This window comes from Bradyrhizobium sediminis (assembly GCF_018736085.1).
GTDB classification, from domain to species: Bacteria; Pseudomonadota; Alphaproteobacteria; order Rhizobiales; family Xanthobacteraceae; genus Bradyrhizobium; species Bradyrhizobium sediminis.
In genome coordinates this window covers 4,497,283-4,520,426 of the sequence record NZ_CP076134.1, presented here as the reverse complement: position 1 = coordinate 4,520,426, position 23,144 = coordinate 4,497,283, and the positions used below count along the sequence as shown (strand labels likewise).

Sequence of the window (23,144 nt, the reverse complement as noted above, 5' to 3'; positions counted from 1 at the left end):
AGCCGCACCGGTGAATTGAGCGGCTGGTGGGGAAAGCAGGAATTCCAATCAAAGCAGCGAGTCGCGATCCCTAAACGTCATTGCGAGGAGCTCTTGCGACGAAGCAATCCAGCTTACTTACTACCTTCTCGTTTCAAGAAAGCTGGATTGCTTCGCTGCGCTCGCAATGACGTGGAGAGAGCGGAGGCCAGCCCTACACCACCACGCTCAGCCGCTTCGCCGCCCGGGTGATGCCGGTGTAGAGCCACCGTGCGCGGCTGTCCTGGAACGCGAAGCTCTCGTCGAACAGCACGACGTCGTCCCATTGCGAGCCCTGCGATTTGTGCACCGTGAGCACGTAGCCGTAGTCGAACTCGTCGTAGGGCTTGCGCTGCTCCCACGGAATGGTCTCGATGGCGCCGCCGAAACAGTCGCCGCGCACCGAGACTTTCGTCACCTTGTGGCCGAAGTCCTCGTCGGGCGACAGGCGCATGGTGATGATCTTGGATTTCGACGCCGCGCGCGATTTCACCCGCCACAGCCCGCCATTGAACAGGCCCTTCTTGCGGTTGTTGCGCAGGCACACCAGCTTGTCGCCGGCGACCGGCAACGGATCCTCGATGTTCTGCTTCTGCCGCACCCGCATGTTGTAGGCGCGCCGCGTGTTGTTGCGCCCGACCAGCACCTGGTCGGCGCTCATCACCCGGTCGGGATCGAGTTCGTTGCGCGACACCACCTGGCTTTCGCCGTAGCGGCCGATGTCGAGTTCGCGGCCCTCGCGCACGTCCATCGACATCCGGATGATGGGGTCGTCCTGCGCCTGGCGATGCACCTCGGTCAGCATCACGTCGGGCTCGCAGTCGGTGAAGAAGCCGCCGCCCTGGATCGGCGGCAGTTGCGCGGGGTCGCCGAGCACCAGCAGCGGGCAATCGAACGACATCAGGTCGCGCCCCAGTTCGGCGTCCACCATCGAGCATTCGTCGATCACGATCAGCTTGGCTTTCGAGGCGGGCGCGTCGTCCCAAAGCTCGAAACTCGGCTGCTCGACGCCGGATTCGCGGGCGCGGTAGATCAGCGAGTGAATGGTGGAGGCGTTGTCGCAGCCCTTGTTGCGCATCACCAGCGCCGCCTTGCCGGTGAAGGCGGCGAACCTCACTTCGCCCTCGACGCCTTCGGCGATGTGCCGCGCCAGCGTGGTCTTGCCGGTGCCGGCAAACCCGAACAGCCGGAACACCGGCGGCGTGCCGTTCCTGCCGGGCTTTGCCTTCAGCCAGTCGGCAACAGCCTTCAGCGCGGAATCCTGATGCGGCGTGAAAGTGGGCATGGGGTCTCGAATGGGGGCGTTCGCGCGGCCGTGGACCGCGACTCAACTACCCCGCAAGCTAACCATTCATGCCGAAGGCGCAAGCCGCCGGCGGCCAGCCGGGGCCCGCGAATTCGTGGGCAAAACCGGGCCTATTGCCAGCCCGGGACGCCGCGCATGTCGGGCAGATGGTGGGCAATGCCCTTGTGGCAGTCGATGCAGGTCTTCTCGCCCGTGAACAGGAAACGCTTATGCGCCACCGAAGCGCGCGGCGACTGCTTGGTGATGTCCATCGACTCCGTGCTGTGGCAGTTGCGGCATTCCAGGGAGTCATTGGCCTTCAGCCGCGCCCATTCGTGCAGCGCCAGCTCGAGCCGGTGATCGACGAATTTCTCGCGGGTGTTGATGGTGCCGAACAAATGGCCCCAGACTTCCTTCGAAGCCTGCATCTTGCGCGCGATCTTGTCGGTCCAGTTGTGCGGGACGTGGCAATCCGGGCAGCTGGCGCGGACGCCGGAGCGGTTGGAGAAGTGAATGGTGGTCTTCAGCTCCGCGAACACGTTGTCGCGCATCTCATGACAGCCGGTGCAGAATTTCTCGGTGTTGGTCAGCTCCAGCGCGGTATTGAAGCCGCCCCAGAAGATCACGCCGGCAACGAAGCCGGCGAACACCAGCAGGCCGAGCCCGAACACCGAACTCGGCCGGCGCAGCACGCCCCACAATTCGACGATGAAATGCCAGAGACGCACCAGCCAGGACCGGCGCGGCGCGGCCGGGTCGACCGCGCTCATCGGCGTCCTCCCGGCGTCGCCCGGCTGATCATGGTGTCGACGTCGACGAAGTCATTGGTGATCGGTGCCTTCACCACGTTCTGCGGGACGTGGCACGAATTGCAGAAGAACCGGCGCGGCGACACCGAGGCGAGGAACTGGCCGTCGCGATCCATGAAGTGGGTGATCGAGACCATCGGGGCCTGCGACTCGCCGGTGCGGGCGCGGGCATGACAGGACAGGCATTTGTTGCCGTCCATGTCGATCTGGTAGCCTTCGACCGAATGCGGAATCACCGGCGGCTGCTCGGGATAGTTCCGCTTTTCCTTCTCCGAGGTATTGCGCATCGGCGTCATCGGGGCGGCCGGCCCCTCTTCATTGAGCGGGGTCGCGCCGCGCAGGCCCGAATTGAGCCCTTGCGCCAGCAGCGAGCTGGATCCAGCCGCGATCGCGATCACCAGCAGGAAAATTCCGGGTTTTCTGATCATGGCATTCACACCCGCTCGATGCGCACGGCGCATTTCTTGAAATCGGTCTGCAGCGAAATCGGATCGGTGGCGTCCAGCGTCACCTTGTTGATGAGCTGCGCCTCGTCGAACCACGGCACGAACACCAGCCCGCGCGGCGTCTTGTTGCGGCCGCGGGTTTCGACCCGGGTGCGGATATAGCCGCGGCGGGACTGCACCTTGATCTCGTCGCCGCGCCGCAGCTTCAGCTCGGCGGCGTCGTCGGGATGCATGAAGCATACCGCCTCCGGGAACGCCTTGTAGAGCTCGGGGACGCGGCGCGTCATGGTGCCGGAATGCCAGTGCTCGAGCACGCGTCCGGTAGACAGCCAGAACGGATATTCGCTGTCGGGCGACTCGGCCGCCGGCTCGAAGGGCAGGGCGAAGATACGCGCCTTGCCGTCGGGGAAGCCGTAGAACTGCACGCCGACGCCCTGCTTCACATAGGGGTCCATGCCCTCGCGGAAACGCCATTTGGTTTCCTGCCCGTTCACGACCGGCCAGCGCAGCCCGCGCTCGCGGTGATAGGTCTCGAACGGCGCGAGGTCGTGGCCATGGCCGCGGCCGAAGGCGGCATATTCCTCGAACAGGCCCTTGTGGACGTAGAAGCCGAACGCCTTCGATTCGTCATTGGCGTAGCCGGCCTCGATGTCGGACAGCGGGAACTTGTCGATCTGGCCGTTCTTGTAGAGCACGTCGAACAGCGTCTTGCCGCGGTATTCCTGCTTCCTGGCGAGCAGCTCTTCCGGCCAGACTTCCTCCATCTTGAAGCGCTTCGAGAATTCCATCAGCTGCCAGAGATCCGAGCGGGACTCGCCGGGGGCAGGGACCAACTGATGCCAGAACTGGGTGCGCCGCTCGGCATTGCCGTAGGCGCCTTCCTTTTCCACCCACATCGCGGTCGGCAGGATCAGGTCGGCGGCGAGGGCGGTGACCGAGGGATAGGCGTCGGAGACGACGATGAAATTGTCCGGATTGCGGAAGCCCGGATAGGTCTCTTCGTTGGCGTTGGGCCCGGCCTGCAAATTGTTGTTGACCTGAACCCAGTAGGCGTTGAGCAGCCCGTCCTTCAGCATTCGGCTCTGCAGCACCGCGTGGTAGCCCGGCTTGTCGGGAATGGTGCCCTCCGGCAGCAGCCAGATCTTCTCGGCGATGTCGCGGTGCGCCTTGTTGGTCACTACCATGTCGGCGGGCAGGCGGTGCGAGAAGGTGCCGACCTCGCGCGCGGTGCCGCAGGCCGAGGGCTGGCCGGTGAGCGAGAACGGGCTGTTGCCGGGTTCGGAGATTTTTCCGGTCAGGAGATGGATGTTGTAGACGAGATTGTTGCACCAGACGCCGCGGGTGTGCTGGTTGAAACCCATGGTCCAGAAACTGGTGACCTTGGTCTTCGGGTCGGCATAGAGATCGGCCAGCGCCTCGAGGCGGTTGAGCGGCACGCCGGACATCTCCGCCGCCTTCTGCAGCGTGTAGTCGGAGACGAACTTTGCATATTCGTCGAAGCTCATGTCGGTGGAGTCGTTGGCCTTGGCCGCGCCCGTCGCCTTCTTCTGCAGCGGATGCTCGGGGCGAAGCCCGTAACCGATGTCGGTCTGGCCGCGCTTGAACGTGGTGTGCGCCGCGACGAAGTCCTTGTTGACCCGGCCGGTCTTGATGATGTGGTTGGCGATGGCGTTGAGGATGTAGAGATCGGTCTGCGGCTTGAACACCATGCCGATGTCGGCGAGGTCGAACGAGCGGTGCTCGAAGGTCGACAGCACGGCGACGCGGACATGCGGCGCCGAGAGCCGGCGATCGGTCACCCGGGTCCACAGGATCGGATGCATCTCGGCCATGTTCGAGCCCCACAGCACGAACGCGTCCGCCTGTTCGATGTCGTCGTAGCAGCCCATCGGCTCGTCGATGCCGAAGGTGCGCATCATGCCGGCAACCGCCGAGGCCATGCAGTGCCGCGCATTGGGATCGATGTTGTTGGAGCGGAAGCCGGCCTTGAACAGCTTGGCGGCGGCATAGCCTTCCCAGATCGTCCACTGGCCGGAGCCGAAAATGCCGACCCCGCTGGGGCCGCGCTTCTTCAGCGCCGCCTTGTATTTCTCCGCCATGATGTCGAAGGCTTCGTCCCACGACACCGGCGTGAACTCGCCGTTCTTGTCGTATTTGCCGTTCGTCTTGCGCAGCATCGGCTTGGTGAGGCGGTCGTGGCCGTACATGATCTTGGAAAGGAAATAGCCCTTCACGCAGTTCAGCCCGCGATTGACCTCCGACTTGATGTCGCCGTGGGTTGCGACCACGCGGTTGTCCTTGGTCGCCACCATGACGCTGCATCCGGTGCCGCAGAACCGGCACGCCGCCTTGTCCCACTTCAGCTCGTTGGCGGCGCGTTCGGTGACCAGATTGGCCGCCGCCGCCGGCGTGCTCATTCCTCCCGCCAGCGCCGCCATCGCGGCGGCCTCCAGCTTCAGAACCTGGCGGCGATCGAGTTTGGGCGAGGTCATGGCGATTCTCCCGACGTCAGATTTTTCGTTTGAGCATGATCGTTTCCGAAAACCGGTTCCGGCTCTTCGGGATCATGCGCTGTGTCAGCTTGCGTCGATGGCGTGAAAGACGAGTGAGGCGGTGTAGACGTCGGGCAGCAGCGCGATGGTGTTGAGGGTCGATCCGAGCGCGCCGGCATCGGGCGCATCGACCACGACGACCAGCTTGCCCTTGGGATCGCGGCCGTAGATCTCGCATCCGGCCAGCGCCACGATGGCGGCTTCGACGCTGGTGAGGCTCTCCGGCCGGGCCTGAACGAGAATGCTCGCGATCTCGCCGCCGGGCGGCGCCACCACCTGGTCCGCTCTGAGAAGGCGGCCCGTGATGAGGGCCCGACGATCGATTGCAGTGTGAGGTCTGGCCACGATGAAATTCCCTGAAAAAGCTGGACTTAGCGCGCGGGAGGGCCGGGCGGACCGGCCAGCATCTGATAGACCCAGACCGCGAGCCCGTAGCCGCCGACGGTCGCGACCGCAGCGGCCGGCATCAGCACTGCGGTCAGGAACAGGAATGCAAAGATTTCCATGCGCCTGCGGCGCGGTCGTCCACTCGTGTCGTCGCCTGCGGCCGACATGCTGCGTCTCACTTGGAAATGATGATGATTGGCGGCATCCGGGCCGTACCTTGGATCAATGTTGAGCTTCGAATCAGATAGCGCGCCTTGATCTTGATCAAGCATAGCACGCCTTGCCCGCCTCCCGGCGCGACCTAACGTCCCTTCCCACACTTCCTTCCGCCATGCGGAATTGGCGCGACGGTGGACTCGGCTCCCGCGGCCATTACAATACCGCCAACAACAAGCCGGTCCTGGGAGCGACGCCATGAAATTCGGCATCTTTTATGAGTTGCAATTGCCGCGCCCGTGGCAAGCCGGCGACGAACTCAAGCTCTACCAGGACGCGCTGACGCAACTGGAGACCGCCGACCGCCTCGGCTACGATCATGCCTGGGTGGTCGAGCATCATTTCCTGGAAGAATATTCGCATTCGCCGTCGCCGGAATCGTTTCTCGCCGCAGCCTCCCAGCGCACCAGGAATATCCGGCTCGGCCACGGCATCTTCCAGCTCACCACCAATCATCCCGTGCGCGTCGCCGAGCGCGTCGCGGTGCTCGATCTCCTCAGCAACGGCCGCGTCGAATTCGGCATGGGCGAGAGCGCCTCGATCACCGAGCTGACGCCGTTCGGCCGCGACATGGAGACCAAGAAGGAAGTGTTCGAGGAAGCCGTCCGCGCCATCTTCCCGATGTTCAGGGACGGCGGCAGCGAGCATCACGGCAAGTATTTCGACATACCCCTGCGCAACGTGGTGCCCAAACCCGTGCAGAAGCCGCATCCGCCGCTGTGGATGGCGTGTTCGCAGTTGCCGACCATCGAACGCGCCGGCCAGAACGGGTTCGGCGCGCTCGGCTTTCAGTTCGTCAGCGCCGATGCCGCGCACGCCTGGGTGCACGCCTATTACAATGCGATCACCAAGCGGCTGAAGAAGCTCGCCGATTACGAGATCAATCCGAACATGGCGCTGGTGTCGTTCTTCATGTGCGCGAAGACCGACGACGAGGCCCGCGCGCGCGCCGACGGTGCCACCTTCTTCCAGTTCGCGCTGCGCTTTTACGGCGCGTCGCAGAACCGGCAGCGCCCCGATCCCGGCACCGTCAACATGTGGGACGAATACAACAAGTGGAAGCGCGACAATCCGGAGGCGCAGGAGGCGGCATTGCGCGGCGGCCTGATCGGATCGCCCGAAACGCTCCGGAAAAAACTGCGCCGGTTCCGCAGTTCGCATATCGACCAGGTGATCCTGCTCAACCAGGCCGGCAAGAACAGCCATGAGCACATCTGCGAATCCCTCGAACTGTTCGCTCGCGAAGTGATGCCGGAATTCCGCGCCGATCCCGAGCACGACGCCTGGAAGAAAGGCGTGATGAGCGGCGCGATAAAGCTCGAGGAGATCGACACCGAGGCGTTCACGGATCGCTACGGCAAGCTGGCGGTGAACGTCGCCAAGCCGATCACGGCGGCGGCGGGGTAGCCCAGGTCATCGGTCACAGAGATGAAGTCATTCGCCGCATCTCGCGGCGGATCAAAAATCTTGCGCACTTCATTTTATCTTTGAAACAACAATCCGGAAAAACCGGCGTAGCGTTTTGGTTTCGCGATCTCGCATCGCAAACACAAAACGGAGCAAAGCCAGGGCATGTTACAGACCAGACGGACCCTCATCGCCGGCGTTGTGCTGGCCTTGCTGGGGTCGATGGGCATCGCCTCATCGCCTGTCGCCGCGCAGGTGCAGGGCAAGCCGACCGAAATCCGCATCGGCACGCAGAAGGGCGGATTCTTTCCGGCGGTGCGGCAGCGCCATACGGTGGAAGATGCATTCAAGCCGCTGGGCATTGAGATCAAGTGGATCGACTTCCAGTTCGGTCCGCCGCTGCTCGAGGCAATCAACGTGGGTGCGGTCGATTTCGGCTTTGTCGGCGATTCGCCGCCGATCTTCGCGCAGGCGGGTAACTCCAGGATTCGCTACGTCGCTGCGGTCAAATCGGACGGCAATACGCAGGCGATCATCGTCCCCAAGGATTCGCCGATCAAGACCCTTGCCGATCTCAAGGGCAAACGCGTTGCCTTTGGCAAGGGATCGAGCGCGCACAATCTGCTCGTCGCCGCTCTGGAAAAGGGCGGACTTGCCTGGAGCGACATCTCGCCCGCTCCACTCGCGCCAGCCGACGCGACCGCGGCCTTTGTCAAAGGCTCGGTCGATGCCTGGTCGATCTGGGATCCCTATCTCTCACTCGCGGAACTCAAGCAGAATGCGCGCGTGATCGCCTTCGACAAGGATGTGCACAAGCCCAATGCCTTCTACATTGCGTGGACGGATTTCGTGGAGAAATATCCCTCGCTGGTAGCAAAGCTCAACAGCGTGTTCGCATCGGAAGGCCAGTGGGCCGATCTCCATCACGAGGAGGTCGCCAAGGCCCAGGCGGAGGCAACCGGCGTCGACATCGAAGCCATCAGGCGCTTTGTCGGCCGCTCCAACTACCGCGTCGTTCCGCTCGACAACGAGGTCATCAAGAGCCAGCAGGCGATTGCCGATCGTTTTGCCCGCCTCGGCTTGATCCCGAAGCCGGTTAACGTCTCCGACATTGTCTGGAAATGGACATCCGGCTCCTGAAGTTAGCGCAGTTGAGAGGAATAGCAAATGAGCTTCTACCGGGATTTCAACGACAAGATTGCGATCGAGGCCTGGAATGGCGAAAGGCGCCAGCCTTACGAAACCATCGGGGTCAAACAGCTCTCGCCGACCGTCGGCGCCGAGATATCCGGCGTCGACCTTTCGAAGGAGGTCTCCGACGTCCAGTTCGCGGAAATCCGCCGCGCGCTCGACGAGAACCTTGCAATCGTCTTCCGCGACCAGAACATCTCGCGTGAGCACCATAAGCGGTTCGGCCTGCGCTTCGGCAAGTCCCTGCACCGGCATGAACTCGCCGCCACGCGCTTCAGCCATGACGGCCCGTTCGACCCGGAATTTCTGTCATGGAAAACCGGCCGGGATTCGCGTTTCACCGCGGGCGACGGCTGGCATCCCGATGTGTCCTGCGACCCAAGTCCGATCGCAGTCTCGCTGCTGCGCGTGACGAAGACGCCACCTCTTGGCGGCGACACCGCCTTCGCCAACATGTATCTTGCCTACGAGTTTCTGTCAGACCCGATCAAGCGCCTGCTCGACGGGCTGACGGCGATCCACGATGGCTCGCTTGCGTGGACGGCGGGCTATGGTGCAAAGCCGGATCCCGGCAAGACCTATCCGCAGTCGGAGCATCCCGTGGTGGCGACCCATCCGCGAACGGGACGGAAGTTTCTCTATGTGAACGCCTCGTTCACCTCCCACATCGTGCAACTCACACGCAGGGAAAGCGACGCGCTGCTCCAGTTCCTGTTCCGCCATGTCGAAGGCCAGCTTGCGCTGCAGACGCGGGTGCACTGGCAACCGAATTCGCTGCTGGTGTGGGACAATTGGGCGAGCCAGCATCATGCCGTGTGGGACTATTACCCGGAAGAGCGGTGGGGCGAGCGTGTCTCGGTCGTGACCGGCGAGGCGCCGCAGGCCCGTCTCGATCTGAGCGTCGCGGCGGAATAGCCGCCGGCTCGGTGGGCGCTGCTTGTTGAACCCGGCAATTGCGCCGCTCAGCCCTGCAGCGCCGCCAGCAGTTCGTCGGGCCGCTCGACCATCATCATGTGGCCGGCGCCCGACAGCACCACGGTGCGTGAATTCGCAAGGGCTGCGGCCAGCGCCTTGCCGGCTCTTGCCGGCGTCATCATGTCGCGCTCGCCGAGAATGAGCGTGGCAGGCACCGTGATCCTGGCGGCGGCGGCGAGCGCGCCCTGATAGGCGTTGCAGGCGGAAAGGTCGTTGAACAGCACGCCGGGCCGGCACTGTTCGAGCACCCGCTGGGCGCCATAATGCATCCACAGGCCGGGCGCGAGGCTGCCGCCGAGTTCGGCCTGATGGCCGAGGCCCCAGATCGAGACCATGTCGACCGCATCATGGTCGTTGGCTTCGGCGGCCTTGAGCAGGTCGGGACCGACGGTCATGGTGGCCGCCGTGCCGATCAGGCTCAGCCCGGAGACTTTGGCCGGGTGCCGCGCCGCGGTTTCGAGCGCAATCAGCGAGCCCATGGAATGTCCGACCAGTCGCGCCTTGGGCACGCCGGCCGCATCGAGCAATGCGGCGGTCCAGTCGGCCATGCCGGAGATGGTCGGTAGCGGCGCGCCGCCCGAGCGGCCATGGCCCGGCAGGTCCGGCGCCAGCACGCCAAAGCCGTGGTGCGCGAACCACCTCGAATGCAGGGCCCAGGTGGTGTGATCGAAGCCGGCGCCGTGCAGCAGTACGATGGCAGGCAGGGACTTGTCGAATTCCCGGCCGCCGGTGGCGACGAAGGTATCAATGCCGTTCACGGACAGTTGCATGGCTCAAGCCTTCTGCGAAATACGGAGCGCCTGGCCGAGGTCGTCGATGATGTCGGCGGCGGCTTCGATGCCGACCGACAACCGCACCAGCTCTTCGCCGACCCCTGCGGCCTTCAGTTGCGCGGCGTCCATCTGCTGATGGGTGGTGCTGGCGGGATGAATGACCAGGGTCTTGGCGTCGCCGACATTGGCGAGGTGGCTGATCATCCGAAGTGACTCGATGAATTTCTTGCCGGCCACCCGGCCGCCCTTGATGCCGAAGCTGACGATCGACCCGGCGCCGCGCGGCAGCAGGCGCTTGGCCAATTCATGGTCGGGATGATTTTCCAGCGACGGATGCAGCACCCACGCCACCGCCTTGTTGGCGGCCAGCGCCTCGAGCACGGCATGGGTATTGGCCATGTGGCGGTCCATGCGGACGCCGAGCGTCTCGACGCCCTGCAGCAGCTGGAAGGCGTTGGTCGGCGACAGGCAGGCGCCGAAGTCGCGCAGGCCTTCGGTGCGCGCCCGCATGATGAAGGCGGCCTGGCCGAACTGCTCGTCGAAGACGATGCCGTGATATCCGGCATAGGGTTCGGTCAGCACCGGAAACTTGCCGGACGCCCGCCAGTCGAACCGGCCGCCATCGACGATCACGCCGCCAATGGCGATGCCGTGGCCGCCGATCCATTTGGTCGCCGAGTTCATCACGATGTCGGCGCCGAGCTCGATCGGCCGGCTGAGATAGGGCGTCGCGAAGGTGTTGTCGATCAGGAGCGGGATTTTCGCCTCATGCGCGATTTGCGCGACGGCGGGGATGTCCAGCACTTCGAGGCCGGGATTGCCGATGGTCTCGCCGATGACGAGGCGCGTATTGGGCCGGATCGCCGAACGGAACTCGTCCAGCGCGCGCGGCTTGACGAAGGTCGTGGTGATGCCGAAGCGCGGCAGCGTGTGCGCCAGCAGATTGATGGTGCCGCCATAGAGCGAAGCGGAGGCGACGATGTGGTCGCCGGCATTGAGCAGCGTCGCGATGGCCAGATGCAGCGCCGCCATGCCGCTCGCGGTGCAGATCGCGCCGACCCCGCTTTCGAGCGCGGCCAGCCGCTCTTCCAGCACCGCCGTGGTCGGGTTCGAAATCCTCGTATAGATGTGGCCGGCACGTTCGAGGTTGAACAGCGCCGCGGCGTGCTCGGAATCCTGGAACACATACGAGGTGGTCTGATAGATCGGGACCGCGCGTGCGCCGGTGACGGGATCCGGATGCTGGCCGGCATGCAGGCTCAGGGTTTCGAAGGCGGGCGGTTTGGGTGCGGCCATGGCGATCTCGAAAACGGTGCGGTTTGCCGGTTATCCCGGACGGCAGCAGGATGTGCCACAAAAAGTCAGGGATTGTTAGCCCCCGGGGTTGGCGCGGCGCCTATCGGAGATCGCCTTTTCTCCATTCGTGGCTTAAAGATCGACTGGAGAGGAGATGACGCGATGGAACGCCTTCTTCACTTCGTCTCTGCGCCCGGCGAAAAGCGCCTGACCTGATGAAACGGTTTGCGGTCTGGGTATTTTACGGCATCGGCGCGCTGGCGATCGGCTATCTCGCGCTCTATGCCTATGCGGCATTCACCGGCCGCGGCCTGCAGCCGGGCGACCCGATCCACATCTTCCGCAGACCGGATGCGCCGAGTTATTCGGCCGCGGCGGACGCTGCTTTCGGCTGATGCCGGGAGGCAAAGGCCGGGCGGCCGGGCCCATGATGATGTTCTTCCGGGCCTGCGGCTCCTCGCAATGATGCCCGTTACGCGCCCGCGGCGACGCGGTGATAGTCGGTGGCGCCGGCTCCGGCCGGCGTGATCGGCAAACCGCCGTCGGCATATTCGTTCAGCTTGTTGCGCAGGGTGCGGATCGAGATGCCGAGGATGTTGGCGGCATGGGTGCGGTTGCCGAGGCAATGCTTCAGCGTCTCCAGGATCAGATCGCGCTCGACGTCGGCGACCGTGCGCCCGACCAGCGCGCGCGTCACCTGTTCGGCGGCGAAGGTGGCGTGCGCCACCGCCGGCGGGGTCCTGGCGAGATCGAGACGGTCGCCGTCGGGCGTCAGGATCGCCTCGACGCCGATCTCGTCGCCCTGCGCCATCAGCACCGAGCGATGCATGGTGTTTTCCAGCTCGCGGACGTTGCCCTGCCAGCGGTTGGACGTCAGCACCCGCCGCGCCTCGGCCGAAATCGGGCGCAGCGGCACGCCGTTGGCGTCGGCATATTTCTTGGCGAAGTGCTGCGCCAGTTCGAGAATGTCCGCCGGGCGTTCGCGCAACGGCGGAATCTTCAGGTTGACGACGTTGAGCCGGAACAACAGGTCCTCGCGGAAGGAGCCTTCGCGCACGGCGTCGGCCAGGTTGCGGTTCGAGGTCGCGATGATGCGGATATCGACCGGCACCGGCTTGGTGCCGCCGACGCGATCGATCACGCGCTCCTGGATGGCGCGCAAGAGCTTGGATTGCAGCCGCACGTCCATTTCCGAGATTTCGTCGAGCAGCAGGGTGCCGCCGGTGGCTTCCTCGAACTTGCCGATCCGCCGCGCCACGGCGCCGGTGAATGCGCCCTTCTCGTGGCCGAACAGTTCGGATTCCAGCAGGTGCTCGGGGATCGCCGCGCAATTGATCGAGATGAACGGCCGCTTGGCGCGGTGGGAGCGGGTGTGGACGTAGCGCGCCAGCACTTCCTTGCCGGTGCCGGATTCGCCGGTGATCATCACCGAGGCGTCGGAGCCCGCGATCTGCTGCGCCAGCCGGATCACCTTGGCCATCGCCTCGTCGCGATAGACCAGGTCGCGTGAATCATTGGCGACCGCGGCGAGCACTGCGGCGATCAGTTCCGGATCGGGCGGCAGCGGGATGTATTCCTTGGCGCCGGCATGGATCGCCGCCACCGCGGCGCGGGCGTCGTTGGAGATGCCGCAGGCGACGATCGGCACGTGGATGTGTTCGGCTTCCAGCCGCATCACCAGATCGCGGATGTCGAGGGCGACGTCGACCAGCAGGAGGTCGGCGCCCTTGCCGCCGCGCAGCACGGCCATCGCCTGTTCGTTGCCCTCGGCGTGCGTCACGGACGCCCCGTTTTCCATGGCGATCTTGGTGGCTGTCGTGAGTTGGCCCTTCAAGGTGCCAACGATGAGAAGCCGCATGATATTCTCCTGTTCGTCTGCTCGCGCCGTTTATGCGCCGTCTCGTTGAGAGCGCGCCCCGTCAGGTGCGTTCCGCCTTGATGATTTCCGTCATGGTCACGCCGAGCTTGTCTTCCACCAGAACCACTTCGCCGCGCGCCACCAGGCGGTTGTTGACATAGATGTCGATGGCTTCGCCGACGCGGCGGTCGAGTTCGAGGACGGTGCCGGGCCCGAGCTTCAGGAGTTCGCCGACGTCCATCTTGGAGCGGCCGAGCACGGCCGAGACCTGCACCGGGACGTCGAACACCGCCTCCAGGTCGGCGGCGATGCGGGATGCCTGTTCGTCCTCGCTATAGGCAATGTCACCGATCGCCGGCGCGTCTGCGGCGTTGAGATCGGGAAGCGGGACCTGTGCGTCGGTGTCACTCATGGTTCAATCCTCGTGGCCGGATTTCCGGCCTGGTCGCGGGACGCGATGTAGCGCCCGACAAGTTCGTTGACTTTGGCTTCGATCGCCGCACGCTCCAGCACCACGCCGCCGTCGGCCCATTCGATCTTGCAATCGCCGGTCTCAATTCCCGGCTCGGCCAGGATGACGAGACGGCCTTCGAAGCCGCTTTGCTTCGCCAGCCGTTCGATCCGCTCGCGTGCGGCCTCGTAGAGCGAATCGTTGATCCGGACCACCAGATGCGGCGTCGAGACCAGATGCGAGAAGCAGTCGCTGACCAGCCCCATGATCTCGCCGAGCGGCTCGCCGGCGATCAGCTCGGTGCACAACTTGCGCGCCACCGCGACCGCGACGTCGACGGCCTCGGTTTCCATCCGGGTTTCGATGCCGGAAAAGCGCGTCGCGATACCCTGAACGCCGATGCCGATCTCCTCGAGCGCCAGCGCGGTGCGGCGGTCGCTTTCCGCCTTGGCCTCGCGCTGACCCGCGTCGAATCCGTCGCGATAGGCGCGGGCCTCGGCGGCCGCAATCTTCTGGGCGATTTCGGCCGACGTGGCCGGCCGCTCGCGCGCCTTGTCCGGCGCGGAGAAGTCCATGTCGAACAGGAATTTTGCGGGCGCGGCCATCAGTACACCAGCTCGTCGTCGGCGCGGTTCTTGGTCAGCATGATTTCACCCTTGGCGGCGAGGTCCTTGGCCAGGTTGACGAGCAGCGCCTGCGCCTCGTCGACGTCGCGCAACCGTACCGGTCCCAGCGCCGTCATGTCATCCAACAGCATCTTTCCCGCGCGGGAAGACATGTTGCCGAGGAAGAAGCCGCGGACGTCCTCGTTGGCGCTCTTCAGCGCGACGCCGAGCTTGTCCTTGTCGACGTGGCGCATCAGGGTCTGCGCGGAAGCGGAGTCGAGCTTGACCAGGTCGTCGAAGGTGAACATCAGCGCCTTGATGCGTTCGGCCGACTCGCGGTTGTCCTCCTCCAGCGAGGTGATGAAGCGGGTTTCGGTCTGGCGGTCGAAATTGTTGAAGATCTCGGCCATCACCTCGTGGGCGTCGCGGCGCCTGGTCTGCGACAGGTTCGACATGAACTCGGTGCGCAGCGTCTGTTCGACGCGCTCGATCACTTCCTTCTGCACCGCCTCCATTTTCAGCATCCGGCCGATCACGTCGAGCGCCATGTCTTCGGGCAGGATCGCGAGCACGCGCGCAGCGTGTTCCGGCTTCAGCTTCGACAGCACCACGGCGATGGTCTGCGGATATTCGTTCTTCAGATAGTTGGCGAGCACCTCTTCCTGCACGTTGGAGAGCTTCTCCCACATGTTGCGGCCGGCGGGGCCGCGGATTTCATCCATGATACCGGTGACGCGCTCGGCGGGCAGGTATTGCTGCAGCAGCCGTTCGGTGGCGTCGAAGGTTCCCATCAGCGCGCCGGACGCCGACATCCGCGAGACGAATTCGAGCAGCAGATCTTCCACGATGTCGGCCTCGACGGTGCCGAGCGTCGACATGTGCATCGACAATTCGCGCACTTCATTGTCATCGAGCAGCGACCACACCTTGCCGCCATACTGTTCGCCCAGTGCCAGCATCAGGATGGCGGCGCGCTTCGGCCCGCTCAGCGGCTTGCTCTTCGGGCGATTGGCCTGACGGCTGGCCAGCGCGGCGACGACGCTGGTGATATCGTTGGCGTTGGTGGTTTGCGGTACGGACATGTCAGGTCGCGGGCTCCGTAAGCCATTGGCGGACGATGGTGGCGGTTTCGTTGGGGTTGCGTTCGGCCAGTTCGCCGACCCGGTGCACCGATTGGGCGTGGACCTGGCCCTGGACCTGGGCGACGTCGATCAGCGTCGCGGTGGCGTTGGGGCTGGGAACGAGGCTCTGGCCGGGCGCGCCTTCGGCCGGCGCGCTGCCGTCGGTCAGCGCCGGCACCGAACCGTCGCCGGTCAGGCCGGGGACCACTTCGGAAGCCAGGATGCGCTTGACCAGCGGCCGGATCACCATGAACAGCACCACCAGGCCGAGCAGCATCATGACGCCGAGCTCGATGACGTACATCACGTCGTCCTTGGTGAACTGCAGCATGCCGAGCAGTCCGGTCGGCTCGACGACGGGCGGGACGACGGGCGGTTCGGCGAATTTGAGGTTCACCACCTCGACCTGGTCGCCGCGCTTCTGGTCGAAGCCGATCGCCGAACGGACCAGTGCTGCGATGCGGTCGAGCTGCTCCTTGCTGCGGTCCTGGTAGACCATTTCGCCTTTTTCGTTCTTGACGTAGGCGCCGTCGACCAGCACGGCGACCGAAATGCGATTGACCCGTCCGACCTCGGTCACTTCGGTCTTGGTGGTGCGGGAAATCTCGTAATTGTTGGTTTCCTCGCTCTTCTTGCTCTGGTCGCGCGCGACCGCCGCATTGTCCTTGTTCTGGTTGCCCGGCAGCTCGTTGTTGACGGTGACCTGGCCGTTGTCGCCGGCGCTGGCGGAGGACTCTTCCCGGGTCTGGCTCGAGCGCAGCACCCGGCCCTCGGGATCGAACTTGTCCGAGGTCTGGGTGATCTTGTTGTAGTCGAAGTCGGCCGAGAGCTGGACCCGGGCGCGGCCGGCGCCGACCACCGAGGACACGATCGCCTCGATCTCGTTGCGCATCCGCTTCTCGAAGCCGGCCCGGCGCTCATCGCCGATGGCGTTGTCGGCGTCGTTGGTGGCGCCGTCGGCGAGCAAACGGCCGGCCTCGTCGACGATCGATACCCGCTGCGGCTTCAATCCGTTGACGGCGGAAGCGACGACGTGGCGGACGGCCCTGATCTGCTGCGGCTCCAGCGAGCCGCGCACGCGCACCACGATCGAGGCCGACGGTTCCGGCGTTTCGCGCGAAAACAGCGGCCGCTCGGGTAGCACCAGGTGCACGCGGGCCGCCTGGATGCGGTCGATGGCGCGGATGGTGCGGGCCAGTTCGCCCTCGAGCGCACGCAGATGATTGATGTTCTGGACGAAGCTGGTGGTGCCGAGCGCGTCGGATTTGTCGAAAATCTCGTAACCGATGCCGCCGCCCTTGGGCAGGCCGCCTTCGGCGAGCTTCATCCGCAGCCGGGTGACCTTGTCCTTCGGCACCATGATCACGGCGCCCTCGTTGCGGATCTCGAAGGGAATGGCCTGGCGTTCCAGGTCCTTGATGATCCCCGAGGAGTCCTCGGCGCTGAGGTCGGTGAACAGGGTGGTCATCTGCGGCGTGGTGACGCGCATGATGACAAAGCCGAAAAAGGCGATCAGCGCGGTTGTCACCGCGATCATCGCCATCAGGCGGGAGGCACCGAGACCTCTTAGGAAAGCTACCAGACCCTGCACCAACCGCCCCTGAGATTCGGCCCCCAGGAGCCGACTGGGCAATTATTGCCTATGGGATGGTTTCGATATGGTTAACGACCGTTAAGGGCCGTGGCGAAAGTTGAACATCAAAAAAATCGGCTTCGCAGGACGAAGCCGATTTTCATCAAATAAGATGGGTTTGCAGAGGGCTTACTGGCGATATTGCTGGATGCGGGTGGTGCGCAGTCCGGCAAGGCCATGTTGATCGATGGAAAACTGCCAGGAAAGGAATTCGTCGACCGTCAGCGTGTAGCGGCTGCAGGCCTCCTCGAGGGAGAGCAGGCCGCCGCGGACTGCGGCAACGACTTCGGCTTTACGGCGAATTACCCACCGTTTGGTACCGGGCGCGGGCAAATCCGCAATTGTTAACGGACTGCCGTCAGGCCCGATGACGTATTTTACCCTCGGGCGATGGGGTTCTGTCATGGCGTACTCACAAACTCTCAACCACTAACTCACCATGACAACCTACGCCCCCCGGCTTAAAATTTGCCTAAGCTCAAGGCTTCAATACGAATCTCCTTGAAAATGACGCCAAAGCGCTCGGCCCGGCGTCTGGGGGACGCCGGGCCGGAACAGGCTGGTGGATCTGGCGGGAACGGCGGCGCCCCGAATGGCGCCTAGCTGGTGGTGGTGGGGCGGATCACGCGCCGGATCTGGTCGGTGGTGTAGTTCTGCCCCCCGATCGAGAGCAGCGCCGGGCTCGCGGTGAGATCGACGGAGTCGACGACGCCCTGGATTTCCGTGGCGATAGCCACGTCCTTGCCCGAGCTGTCCTTGCCCGTCGCGGTCAGCTTGTAGGTGCCCGCCGGCCATTGCGCGCCGTCATTGCCCTTGCCGTCCCAGACGAAACTGGCATTGCCCTGGTTCAGCGCATAGTTGCCGGTATAGACCGTCTGTCCAGTCGAGTTGGTGATGGTGACCTCGGCGGTCGCGGCCTTGGCAGCCTTCAAATTCCAGGTCGCCGAATCGTTGAACTGCTGGGTGCTGCCGTCGACGGCGACGGTGTTGCCGACATAGATCAGGGCTTGCGTCGCCTGCGCGCTCTTCTCGAGCGCGATCAGCGACTTCAACTGTTCGTTCGATTTGAGCTGCTGCTCGACGCCCGCGAACTGCACCAGTTGCTGGGTGAACTGGTTGGTATCGAGCGGATCGAGCGGATTCTGGTTCTGCAGCTGCGTCGTCAGCAGCGTCAGGAAAGTCTGGAAATTATCCGCAATTCCGGTCGTCGCCGTCGAGGCGGTGGTGGTCTTGTCGGTGCTCGGCGTCGTCTTTCCCGATACGACCGGCGTTGGCATGGATACGTCGACTGCCATGGTGATCTCCTCAGATCCTGATATCGACGCCGCTGCTCGAACCGAGCATGCGGCCATAGGTTCGTCCCGCGACAACGGCGGGAATGCTGTCTTCCTCGGCCACGATCAGGCGATGTGCGTTGGGAGCAGATCCGTCCCCGTCGTTCCGGCCGGAGGAAGACTGGTCGCGCAGGCTGAACTGCAGGCCGCCGTCGCCGGTCGAGAGCCCGGCGTCGTTGAGCGCGCGCTGCAGCTGGGGGGCGTCCTGGCGCAACATCGACAGCGTTTCCGCCTTTTCGACCATCAGATGCGAAGTCACGAGGCCATTGCGGTCGACGTCGATGCGGACATCGATGCGGCCAAGGTCGGCGGGATCGAGCCGGATTTCGAAGCGGCTCTTGCCGCTTCGCGCCGACACGGCAATTTCGAGCGCTAGACCGCTGAGCGGCACCGCCGCATTGGTTGCCGCCGTGACGGTCAACGGCGCTGCGGCGGCGGCCGGGCCGGCGTGAAGCTGCGGCTGGATCGCGCCGGTCGCCTGCAGGCCGGTGCCGGATGAATCGAGCGGCGTCGGTCCGGCCTGGGCGGTCGAAGGCGCCGGGCCCGATCCGTTGGCCGCCGATGCCGGCGCAGCGCCGGCGGAGCCGTCCGTTTTCGCCGCGTCGATGGCCTCGTGTCCGGCCTTCGGCTTGCCGGTGGCGGCCGCTGGTTGCGCGACATGACTGGCCGGCGTTGCGGTCGATGTGGCTGTCGCGGTGGGATCGGCCGTGCCCGGCGCGGCGTCGGAGCCGTCGGGTGCCGCAGTCGGCGTTTGGGTCGCCGCTGCCTTGGCGGGCGTAGCGACCTTCGGCGCCACCGGCGCGGCAATGGACGCGGCCAATGCCACGCCGGCCGCCGGGATTGCATCGGCCTCGGCCGCTGGTTGCGCGGCGGCTGCAGCTGTCGCTGCGGCCTGCGCATCGGTCTTTGCCGCGGCGGCTGCATGGGACGTGCCAGCGTCGGGATCGATCGTGGCCTGCGCGGATGACGCAACCGCGGAGGCGCCGGTGTCCGATGCACTCGCCGCAAGGGCGGCGGCTGCGATCGCAAGCGGCGCCGTCGCATTGCCGGACGCAGGCGAAGCAGCAGGAACCGCCGTCGCCGCCGCAGCGGTAGCAATCGGCACCGCGACCGGGTCGGGCGTCGTCGCGGCCGCGCCGTCCTGCTCAACCGCGGCGGCCGTATCGGCCGCAGAATCGTTTGCCGCAGGCTCGTCGGAGGCCTGCTTTGCGTCTGATCTCGCGGGCTCGTCCTTCGAGGGGCCGGGCTTGGCGCTGGCGCGCGGGGCCGTGTCGGCGTCTACGTCGGTGTCGGTCCGGGCGCGCTGTCTGGAATTGGCGGCGCGATCGTCTGCATCGTTCCGGGCCGCCCGGTCGGCAGCCGCGGCGTCGCGCGACCGCCTGACATCGGCTGCCGCTGCAGCTGCATCGTCGGAGCGGCGTTGCGAGGCCGATTGTGCATCGGCGCGCGCGTTGTTGACGTCCGGGGACGCATTGCTGTCGACCAGCGCCGCGAAACTGTCGTTTCCGGGCGACTGGTCCGATCTTGCGGACCTCGGCGCCGGCGCCTGAAAAGACACTGATGCTGCTGGATCTGTGGTCACGCTGAACACGGGCGGCCTCTTGCAATGGAACTTGTTAGAGGCATCAGCAAGGACCGGGCCATTTCGAGCTCCAAAAAATGTTTATATTTTACAGTGGCTTAGCTGCCTGCTGGGTGAGCTACGGAGCCGCCGCGCGCTCTCTTTTCCTGCCCGGCGGCAAGATTTGCCGTTGGGCCCCCGCGCAAAACGGCTTGGCGTGATTGCTTCGCGGGAATACGGCCTATATTAAAGAGCAGCCTTTCAGCCGCGCCGAAAAGGCCGATCCGCCTTCCCGGTGCCGTTCCAAGGCTTTCTAACGACAAGGCTTTTTACTCTGATCGCGAAGCCCTCCGGGCCGCGGTCGCATTGATGACCGGAACCCATGCTCAACAGTCTGGATCTCCAAGGCCGTCCACAGGACACCAGGATCGTCGTCGCCATGTCGGGCGGCGTCGACTCGTCGGTGACGGCTGCGCTGTTGAAGTCCGAGGGCTATGACGTCGTCGGCATCACGCTGCAGCTTTACGATCATGGCGCGGCAACCCATCGCAAGGGCGCCTGCTGCGCCGGGCAGGACATCCACGACGCCCGCAACGTCGCCGAGCGGATCGGCATCCCGCATTACGTGCTGGACTACGAGAACCGCTTTCGTGAATCCGTCATCGACAACTTCGCCGACAGCTACGCTTCGGGCGAGACGCCGGTGCCTTGCATCGAGTGCAACCGTTCGATCAAGTTTCGCGATCTGCTGGCGACCGCGCGCGAACTCGGCGCCGCCGCGCTCGCGACCGGACATTATGTCGCTTCGCGCCGCTTGCCCGACGGATCGCGTGCGCTGGTCTGCGCCGCCGACGCCGATCGCGACCAGAGCTATTTCCTGTTTGCGACCACGCGCGAGCAACTCGATTTTCTGCGCTTTCCGCTCGGCGACATGACCAAGCCGCAGGCGCGTGAACTGGCGCGGCGCTTCGGCCTCGACGTCGCGGACAAGCAGGACAGCCAGGACATCTGCTTCGTGCCGACCGGACGCTACACCGACATCATCGGCCGGCTGCGGCCGAACGCGGTCGAGCCCGGCGACATCGTCGACCTCGGCGGCCGCGTCATCGGCAAGCATCAGGGCATCGTTCACTTCACCGTCGGCCAGCGCCGCGGCCTCGGTATCGCCTCCAGTGCGCCGCTCTATGTGGTGCGGTTGGACGCCGGCAGCCGCCGCGTCGTGGTCGGTCCGCGCGAGGCGCTGCGGATGGATCGCATCCAGCTGCGCGACATCAACTGGATCGGCGACGGCGCACTCGATGCCGCGGTCGGCGACGGCCTCGAATTGTTCGTGCGGGTGCGATCGACCCGTGCGCCGCAGCCGGCGTGGCTGCGCGCCGCCGACGGCGGCTATGAAGTAGAACTGGTTGCCGGCGAAGAGGGCGTCTCGCCGGGCCAGGCCTGCGTGTTCTACGATGCTTCTTCGGGGCAGGCGCGCGTGCTCGGCGGCGGTTTCATCAAGAGCGCAACGTCCAGGGGCGCGGTGCGCGAAGCAGCCGCGTCGCGGCCGCTGGTCGAGGCCGTGCGCGGATAAGAATCTTCAGGCAGATAATTTTCAAGGCTGGGCATGGCTGCAGATATCGACCGCGCGGGGGTCGCAAAGGCTTATGGGCGCTGGGCGCCGGTCTACGATCTCGTATTCGGCAAGGTGTTCGATCAGGGTCGCCAGTCGACCATCGCGGAGGCCGACAAGATCGGCGGACGGGTTCTCGACGTCGGCGTCGGCACCGGATTGTCGCTGTCGGATTATTCACCCACCACGAAACTGTGCGGCGTCGATATTTCCGAGCCGATGCTGCGCAAGGCGCAGAGCCGCGTGCGCGCGCTCGGTCTCAAGAATGTCGAGACGCTCGCGGTGATGGACGCCAAGAACCTGGCGTTTCCGGATTCGTTCTTCGACGCGGTGGTGGCGCAGTACGTCATCACCGCGGTGCCCGATCCCGAGGCCACGCTGGATGATTTCATCCGCGTGCTGAAGCCCGGCGGCGAACTCATCCTGGTCAATCACATCGGCGCCGAGAGCGGCCCGCGCCGCATCTTCGAACTGGCGTTCGCGCCCCTGGCGCGCCGGCTCGGCTGGCGGCCGGAATTTCCGTGGGGCCGCCTGGTGAACTGGGCCGCCCGGCACGGCGGCGTCACCCTGACCGAGCGCCGGCCGATGCCGCCGATGGGGCATTTCTCGCTTATCCGCTACCGCAAGTCCTGAAGGCTGCGGCGGTTTCGCCGGGAACAGCCGCGCCCCCGACGCCCGATACCGGCAATATGCTGGTGATTCCGCCGCCCGGGAGCCCCGGCGGCGATCCCCATGTCCGCCCGAAACAACTACGTTTGCAGGCACTTGGCGGCCAATGCGGGTTTGCTTGACAGGCACCTGACCGGCTTCTTATATGCCGCGCGTTCGCAACCGCGGTATATAGTGCCGTGCAGGTGAACCGTGGCGAGGTAGCTCAGCTGGTTAGAGCACGGGAATCATAATCCTGGGGTCGGGGGTTCGAGTCCCTCTCTCGCTACCAAATCTTTTGTGTCCAGCCCGTGTCCGGCCCGGACACATAGGTAACACCACGTACCTAAGACATGGGTGACAACCTCGTGCCGAACGGGTTGTCGAGTGGTTGCAGGGTTTTCTGCTCCAGTTCTCGAACCTCTCTTCCATTTCATATCCGGCCGATCAATTGGCATCCGACTGACTCGATGGTTCGAGCTCTCGGAGAAACTTGGCGGGCCGGACTATTTCCCGCTGCTGTCGATATAGGCCGACCAGGCCGCCGTGGCCAGGATCCGCGATGGCTTGCCCTTGCAGGCCGCCTCGACGGCGGCGATCATCGTGGCATCACTGGCTTTCGACTGGTCTTGCTGGCTCGATGCGGCCACGTAATTGAGGCCGCTCCAGAAACCGTAAATCCACACCGTACCTTCCTGCCTGTGGTCCCGGCTCGAGAGCCAGTAGGCGCATGTGCGGCCGCCGATGCCGGCCAGATCGACTGAAGCTTCCTCCGCCGATGCAGCGCCGGCGGCCATGACGAGTGACAGCAGGACGAAGAGTGAATTTCGCATCAGCATCCAGTTCTTCTTTTTTGGAGTGGCGGCCAGGATAATCGCCGCTGTTTGGCATCCTCGGCAACACCAATCTCGTGATGATGCGATGGTTGTCGAGGAGGAGTGGTCGGGTGGCGCCGCTGCCGGCTGT

General features: G+C 64.8%; 23 protein-coding genes and 1 tRNA gene. 7 read left to right on the top strand and 17 right to left on the bottom strand.

Going from position 1 to position 23,144, the window contains the following annotated elements:
* Positions 1-193 precede the first annotated feature (193 nt).
* From KMZ29_RS21730 to napE, 6 genes are all read right to left on the bottom strand, one after another.
* Positions 194-1,303 (bottom strand): ATP-dependent DNA helicase, encoded by a 1,110-nt coding sequence (locus KMZ29_RS21730; RefSeq protein ID WP_215621128.1) that lies wholly within the window; start codon positions 1,301-1,303, stop codon positions 194-196.
* Between the two features lie 131 nt (positions 1,304-1,434).
* Positions 1,435-2,073 carry a NapC/NirT family cytochrome c gene (locus KMZ29_RS21725; protein ID WP_215621127.1) on the bottom strand — a complete coding sequence of 213 codons (639 nt, stop codon included), beginning with the start codon at positions 2,071-2,073 and terminating at the stop codon, positions 1,435-1,437.
* The gene (locus KMZ29_RS21720) at positions 2,070-2,540 is read right to left on the bottom strand and encodes a nitrate reductase cytochrome c-type subunit (RefSeq protein WP_215621126.1); all 471 of its coding nucleotides are present in this window, start codon (positions 2,538-2,540) and stop codon (positions 2,070-2,072) included. The genes KMZ29_RS21725 and KMZ29_RS21720 overlap by 4 nt, the downstream gene beginning before the upstream one ends.
* A gap of 5 nt (positions 2,541-2,545) precedes the next feature.
* A complete protein-coding gene (gene napA, locus KMZ29_RS21715; RefSeq protein WP_215621125.1) occupies positions 2,546-5,050 on the bottom strand; it encodes a nitrate reductase catalytic subunit NapA in 2,505 nt (834 codons plus the stop codon).
* 84 nt (positions 5,051-5,134) lie between these two features.
* Complete coding sequence (locus tag KMZ29_RS21710) at positions 5,135-5,455, bottom strand: chaperone NapD (protein WP_215621124.1); 321 nt, start codon at positions 5,453-5,455, stop codon at positions 5,135-5,137.
* Between the two features lie 26 nt (positions 5,456-5,481).
* A complete protein-coding gene (napE, locus tag KMZ29_RS21705; protein ID WP_215621123.1) occupies positions 5,482-5,664 on the bottom strand; it encodes a periplasmic nitrate reductase, NapE protein in 183 nt (60 codons plus the stop codon).
* Between the two features lie 247 nt (positions 5,665-5,911).
* Between napE and KMZ29_RS21700 the strand changes: the two genes are divergently transcribed.
* From KMZ29_RS21700 to KMZ29_RS21690, 3 genes are all read left to right on the top strand, one after another.
* The gene (locus KMZ29_RS21700; protein WP_215621122.1) at positions 5,912-7,120 is read left to right on the top strand and encodes an LLM class flavin-dependent oxidoreductase; all 1,209 of its coding nucleotides are present in this window, start codon (positions 5,912-5,914) and stop codon (positions 7,118-7,120) included.
* Positions 7,121-7,342: 222 nt separating this feature from the next.
* On the top strand, positions 7,343-8,260 hold the full coding sequence (locus tag KMZ29_RS21695) for an aliphatic sulfonate ABC transporter substrate-binding protein (protein WP_249779970.1): 918 nt from the start codon (positions 7,343-7,345) through the stop codon (positions 8,258-8,260).
* Between the two features lie 27 nt (positions 8,261-8,287).
* Positions 8,288-9,226, top strand: coding sequence for a TauD/TfdA dioxygenase family protein (locus tag KMZ29_RS21690; RefSeq protein ID WP_215621120.1), 939 nt, complete (start codon positions 8,288-8,290; stop codon positions 9,224-9,226).
* A 47-nt stretch (positions 9,227-9,273) separates the two neighbouring features.
* Here the strand turns inward: KMZ29_RS21690 and KMZ29_RS21685 are convergent, their stop codons facing one another.
* Both KMZ29_RS21685 and KMZ29_RS21680 read right to left on the bottom strand, forming a co-directional pair.
* On the bottom strand, positions 9,274-10,056 hold the full coding sequence (locus tag KMZ29_RS21685; RefSeq protein ID WP_215621119.1) for an alpha/beta fold hydrolase: 783 nt from the start codon (positions 10,054-10,056) through the stop codon (positions 9,274-9,276).
* A 3-nt stretch (positions 10,057-10,059) separates the two neighbouring features.
* Entirely contained in the window at positions 10,060-11,355 is a 1,296-nt protein-coding gene (locus KMZ29_RS21680) for an O-acetylhomoserine aminocarboxypropyltransferase (RefSeq protein ID WP_215621118.1), read from the bottom strand.
* Between the two features lie 215 nt (positions 11,356-11,570).
* Between KMZ29_RS21680 and KMZ29_RS21675 the strand changes: the two genes are divergently transcribed.
* Positions 11,571-11,750 (top strand): hypothetical protein, encoded by a 180-nt coding sequence (locus tag KMZ29_RS21675; protein ID WP_215603280.1) that lies wholly within the window; start codon positions 11,571-11,573, stop codon positions 11,748-11,750.
* Positions 11,751-11,827: 77 nt separating this feature from the next.
* Here KMZ29_RS21675 and flbD read toward each other — a convergent pair whose 3' ends face one another.
* The 8 genes from flbD to KMZ29_RS21635 all read right to left on the bottom strand — a co-directional run bounded on the left by flbD (position 11,828) and on the right by KMZ29_RS21635 (position 19,915).
* Positions 11,828-13,213 carry a sigma-54-dependent transcriptional regulator FlbD gene (gene flbD, locus KMZ29_RS21670; RefSeq protein WP_215603279.1) on the bottom strand — a complete coding sequence of 462 codons (1,386 nt, stop codon included), beginning with the start codon at positions 13,211-13,213 and terminating at the stop codon, positions 11,828-11,830.
* A 61-nt stretch (positions 13,214-13,274) separates the two neighbouring features.
* Positions 13,275-13,625 (bottom strand): flagellar motor switch protein FliN, encoded by a 351-nt coding sequence (gene fliN / locus KMZ29_RS21665; RefSeq protein ID WP_215621117.1) that lies wholly within the window; start codon positions 13,623-13,625, stop codon positions 13,275-13,277.
* The gene (locus KMZ29_RS21660) at positions 13,622-14,269 is read right to left on the bottom strand and encodes a FliH/SctL family protein (protein WP_215621116.1); all 648 of its coding nucleotides are present in this window, start codon (positions 14,267-14,269) and stop codon (positions 13,622-13,624) included. Before KMZ29_RS21660 ends, fliN begins: the two co-directional genes overlap by 4 nt.
* On the bottom strand, positions 14,269-15,351 hold the full coding sequence (gene fliG / locus KMZ29_RS21655) for a flagellar motor switch protein FliG (RefSeq protein WP_215621115.1): 1,083 nt from the start codon (positions 15,349-15,351) through the stop codon (positions 14,269-14,271). Before fliG ends, KMZ29_RS21660 begins: the two co-directional genes overlap by 1 nt.
* 1 nt (position 15,352) lies before the next feature.
* Positions 15,353-16,981 carry a flagellar basal-body MS-ring/collar protein FliF gene (gene fliF / locus KMZ29_RS21650; RefSeq protein ID WP_215621114.1) on the bottom strand — a complete coding sequence of 543 codons (1,629 nt, stop codon included), beginning with the start codon at positions 16,979-16,981 and terminating at the stop codon, positions 15,353-15,355.
* A 171-nt stretch (positions 16,982-17,152) separates the two neighbouring features.
* A complete protein-coding gene (sciP, locus tag KMZ29_RS21645) occupies positions 17,153-17,428 on the bottom strand; it encodes a CtrA inhibitor SciP (RefSeq protein ID WP_002714638.1) in 276 nt (91 codons plus the stop codon).
* Between the two features lie 194 nt (positions 17,429-17,622).
* Positions 17,623-18,318 (bottom strand): flagellar hook assembly protein FlgD, encoded by a 696-nt coding sequence (locus KMZ29_RS21640; RefSeq protein ID WP_215621113.1) that lies wholly within the window; start codon positions 18,316-18,318, stop codon positions 17,623-17,625.
* Positions 18,319-18,328: 10 nt separating this feature from the next.
* The gene (locus KMZ29_RS21635) at positions 18,329-19,915 is read right to left on the bottom strand and encodes a flagellar hook-length control protein FliK (RefSeq protein ID WP_215621112.1); all 1,587 of its coding nucleotides are present in this window, start codon (positions 19,913-19,915) and stop codon (positions 18,329-18,331) included.
* 385 nt (positions 19,916-20,300) lie between these two features.
* On the opposite strand from KMZ29_RS21635, the gene mnmA reads away from it, so the two are divergent.
* From mnmA to KMZ29_RS21620, 3 genes are all read left to right on the top strand, one after another.
* A complete protein-coding gene (mnmA, locus tag KMZ29_RS21630) occupies positions 20,301-21,491 on the top strand; it encodes a tRNA 2-thiouridine(34) synthase MnmA (RefSeq protein WP_215621111.1) in 1,191 nt (396 codons plus the stop codon).
* Between the two features lie 33 nt (positions 21,492-21,524).
* On the top strand, positions 21,525-22,163 hold the full coding sequence (locus tag KMZ29_RS21625) for a class I SAM-dependent methyltransferase (RefSeq protein WP_215603271.1): 639 nt from the start codon (positions 21,525-21,527) through the stop codon (positions 22,161-22,163).
* Positions 22,164-22,393: 230 nt separating this feature from the next.
* Positions 22,394-22,470: transfer RNA gene (locus KMZ29_RS21620), tRNA-Met, on the top strand.
* Between the two features lie 214 nt (positions 22,471-22,684).
* Here the strand turns inward: KMZ29_RS21620 and KMZ29_RS21615 are convergent.
* The gene (locus KMZ29_RS21615; RefSeq protein ID WP_215621110.1) at positions 22,685-23,017 is read right to left on the bottom strand and encodes a hypothetical protein; all 333 of its coding nucleotides are present in this window, start codon (positions 23,015-23,017) and stop codon (positions 22,685-22,687) included.
* Positions 23,018-23,144: the final 127 nt, after the last annotated feature.

Bases quoted from the DNA above. Each gene is read 5' to 3' on its own strand.
- flbD (WP_215603279.1), bottom strand. From the start codon at position 13,213: ATGCGGCTTCTCATCGTTGGCACCTTGAAGGGCCAACTCACGACAGCC.
- sciP (WP_002714638.1), bottom strand. From the start codon at position 17,428: ATGACAGAACCCCATCGCCCGAGGGTAAAATACGTCATCGGGCCTGAC.
- KMZ29_RS21685 (WP_215621119.1), bottom strand. From the start codon at position 10,056: ATGCAACTGTCCGTGAACGGCATTGATACCTTCGTCGCCACCGGCGGC.
- fliG (WP_215621115.1), bottom strand. From the start codon at position 15,351: ATGTCCGTACCGCAAACCACCAACGCCAACGATATCACCAGCGTCGTC.
- napA (WP_215621125.1), bottom strand. From the start codon at position 5,050: ATGACCTCGCCCAAACTCGATCGCCGCCAGGTTCTGAAGCTGGAGGCC.
- KMZ29_RS21720 (WP_215621126.1), bottom strand. From the start codon at position 2,540: ATGATCAGAAAACCCGGAATTTTCCTGCTGGTGATCGCGATCGCGGCT.
- mnmA (WP_215621111.1), top strand. From the start codon at position 20,301: ATGCTCAACAGTCTGGATCTCCAAGGCCGTCCACAGGACACCAGGATC.
- KMZ29_RS21700 (WP_215621122.1), top strand. From the start codon at position 5,912: ATGAAATTCGGCATCTTTTATGAGTTGCAATTGCCGCGCCCGTGGCAA.
- KMZ29_RS21675 (WP_215603280.1), top strand. From the start codon at position 11,571: ATGAAACGGTTTGCGGTCTGGGTATTTTACGGCATCGGCGCGCTGGCG.
- napE (WP_215621123.1), bottom strand. From the start codon at position 5,664: ATGTCGGCCGCAGGCGACGACACGAGTGGACGACCGCGCCGCAGGCGC.
- KMZ29_RS21680 (WP_215621118.1), bottom strand. From the start codon at position 11,355: ATGGCCGCACCCAAACCGCCCGCCTTCGAAACCCTGAGCCTGCATGCC.
- KMZ29_RS21660 (WP_215621116.1), bottom strand. From the start codon at position 14,269: ATGGCCGCGCCCGCAAAATTCCTGTTCGACATGGACTTCTCCGCGCCG.
- KMZ29_RS21730 (WP_215621128.1), bottom strand. From the start codon at position 1,303: ATGCCCACTTTCACGCCGCATCAGGATTCCGCGCTGAAGGCTGTTGCC.
- KMZ29_RS21615 (WP_215621110.1), bottom strand. From the start codon at position 23,017: ATGCTGATGCGAAATTCACTCTTCGTCCTGCTGTCACTCGTCATGGCC.
- KMZ29_RS21625 (WP_215603271.1), top strand. From the start codon at position 21,525: ATGGCTGCAGATATCGACCGCGCGGGGGTCGCAAAGGCTTATGGGCGC.
- KMZ29_RS21725 (WP_215621127.1), bottom strand. From the start codon at position 2,073: ATGAGCGCGGTCGACCCGGCCGCGCCGCGCCGGTCCTGGCTGGTGCGT.
- fliN (WP_215621117.1), bottom strand. From the start codon at position 13,625: ATGAGTGACACCGACGCACAGGTCCCGCTTCCCGATCTCAACGCCGCA.
- KMZ29_RS21695 (WP_249779970.1), top strand. From the start codon at position 7,343: ATGGGCATCGCCTCATCGCCTGTCGCCGCGCAGGTGCAGGGCAAGCCG.
- KMZ29_RS21640 (WP_215621113.1), bottom strand. From the start codon at position 18,318: ATGGCAGTCGACGTATCCATGCCAACGCCGGTCGTATCGGGAAAGACG.
- KMZ29_RS21690 (WP_215621120.1), top strand. From the start codon at position 8,288: ATGAGCTTCTACCGGGATTTCAACGACAAGATTGCGATCGAGGCCTGG.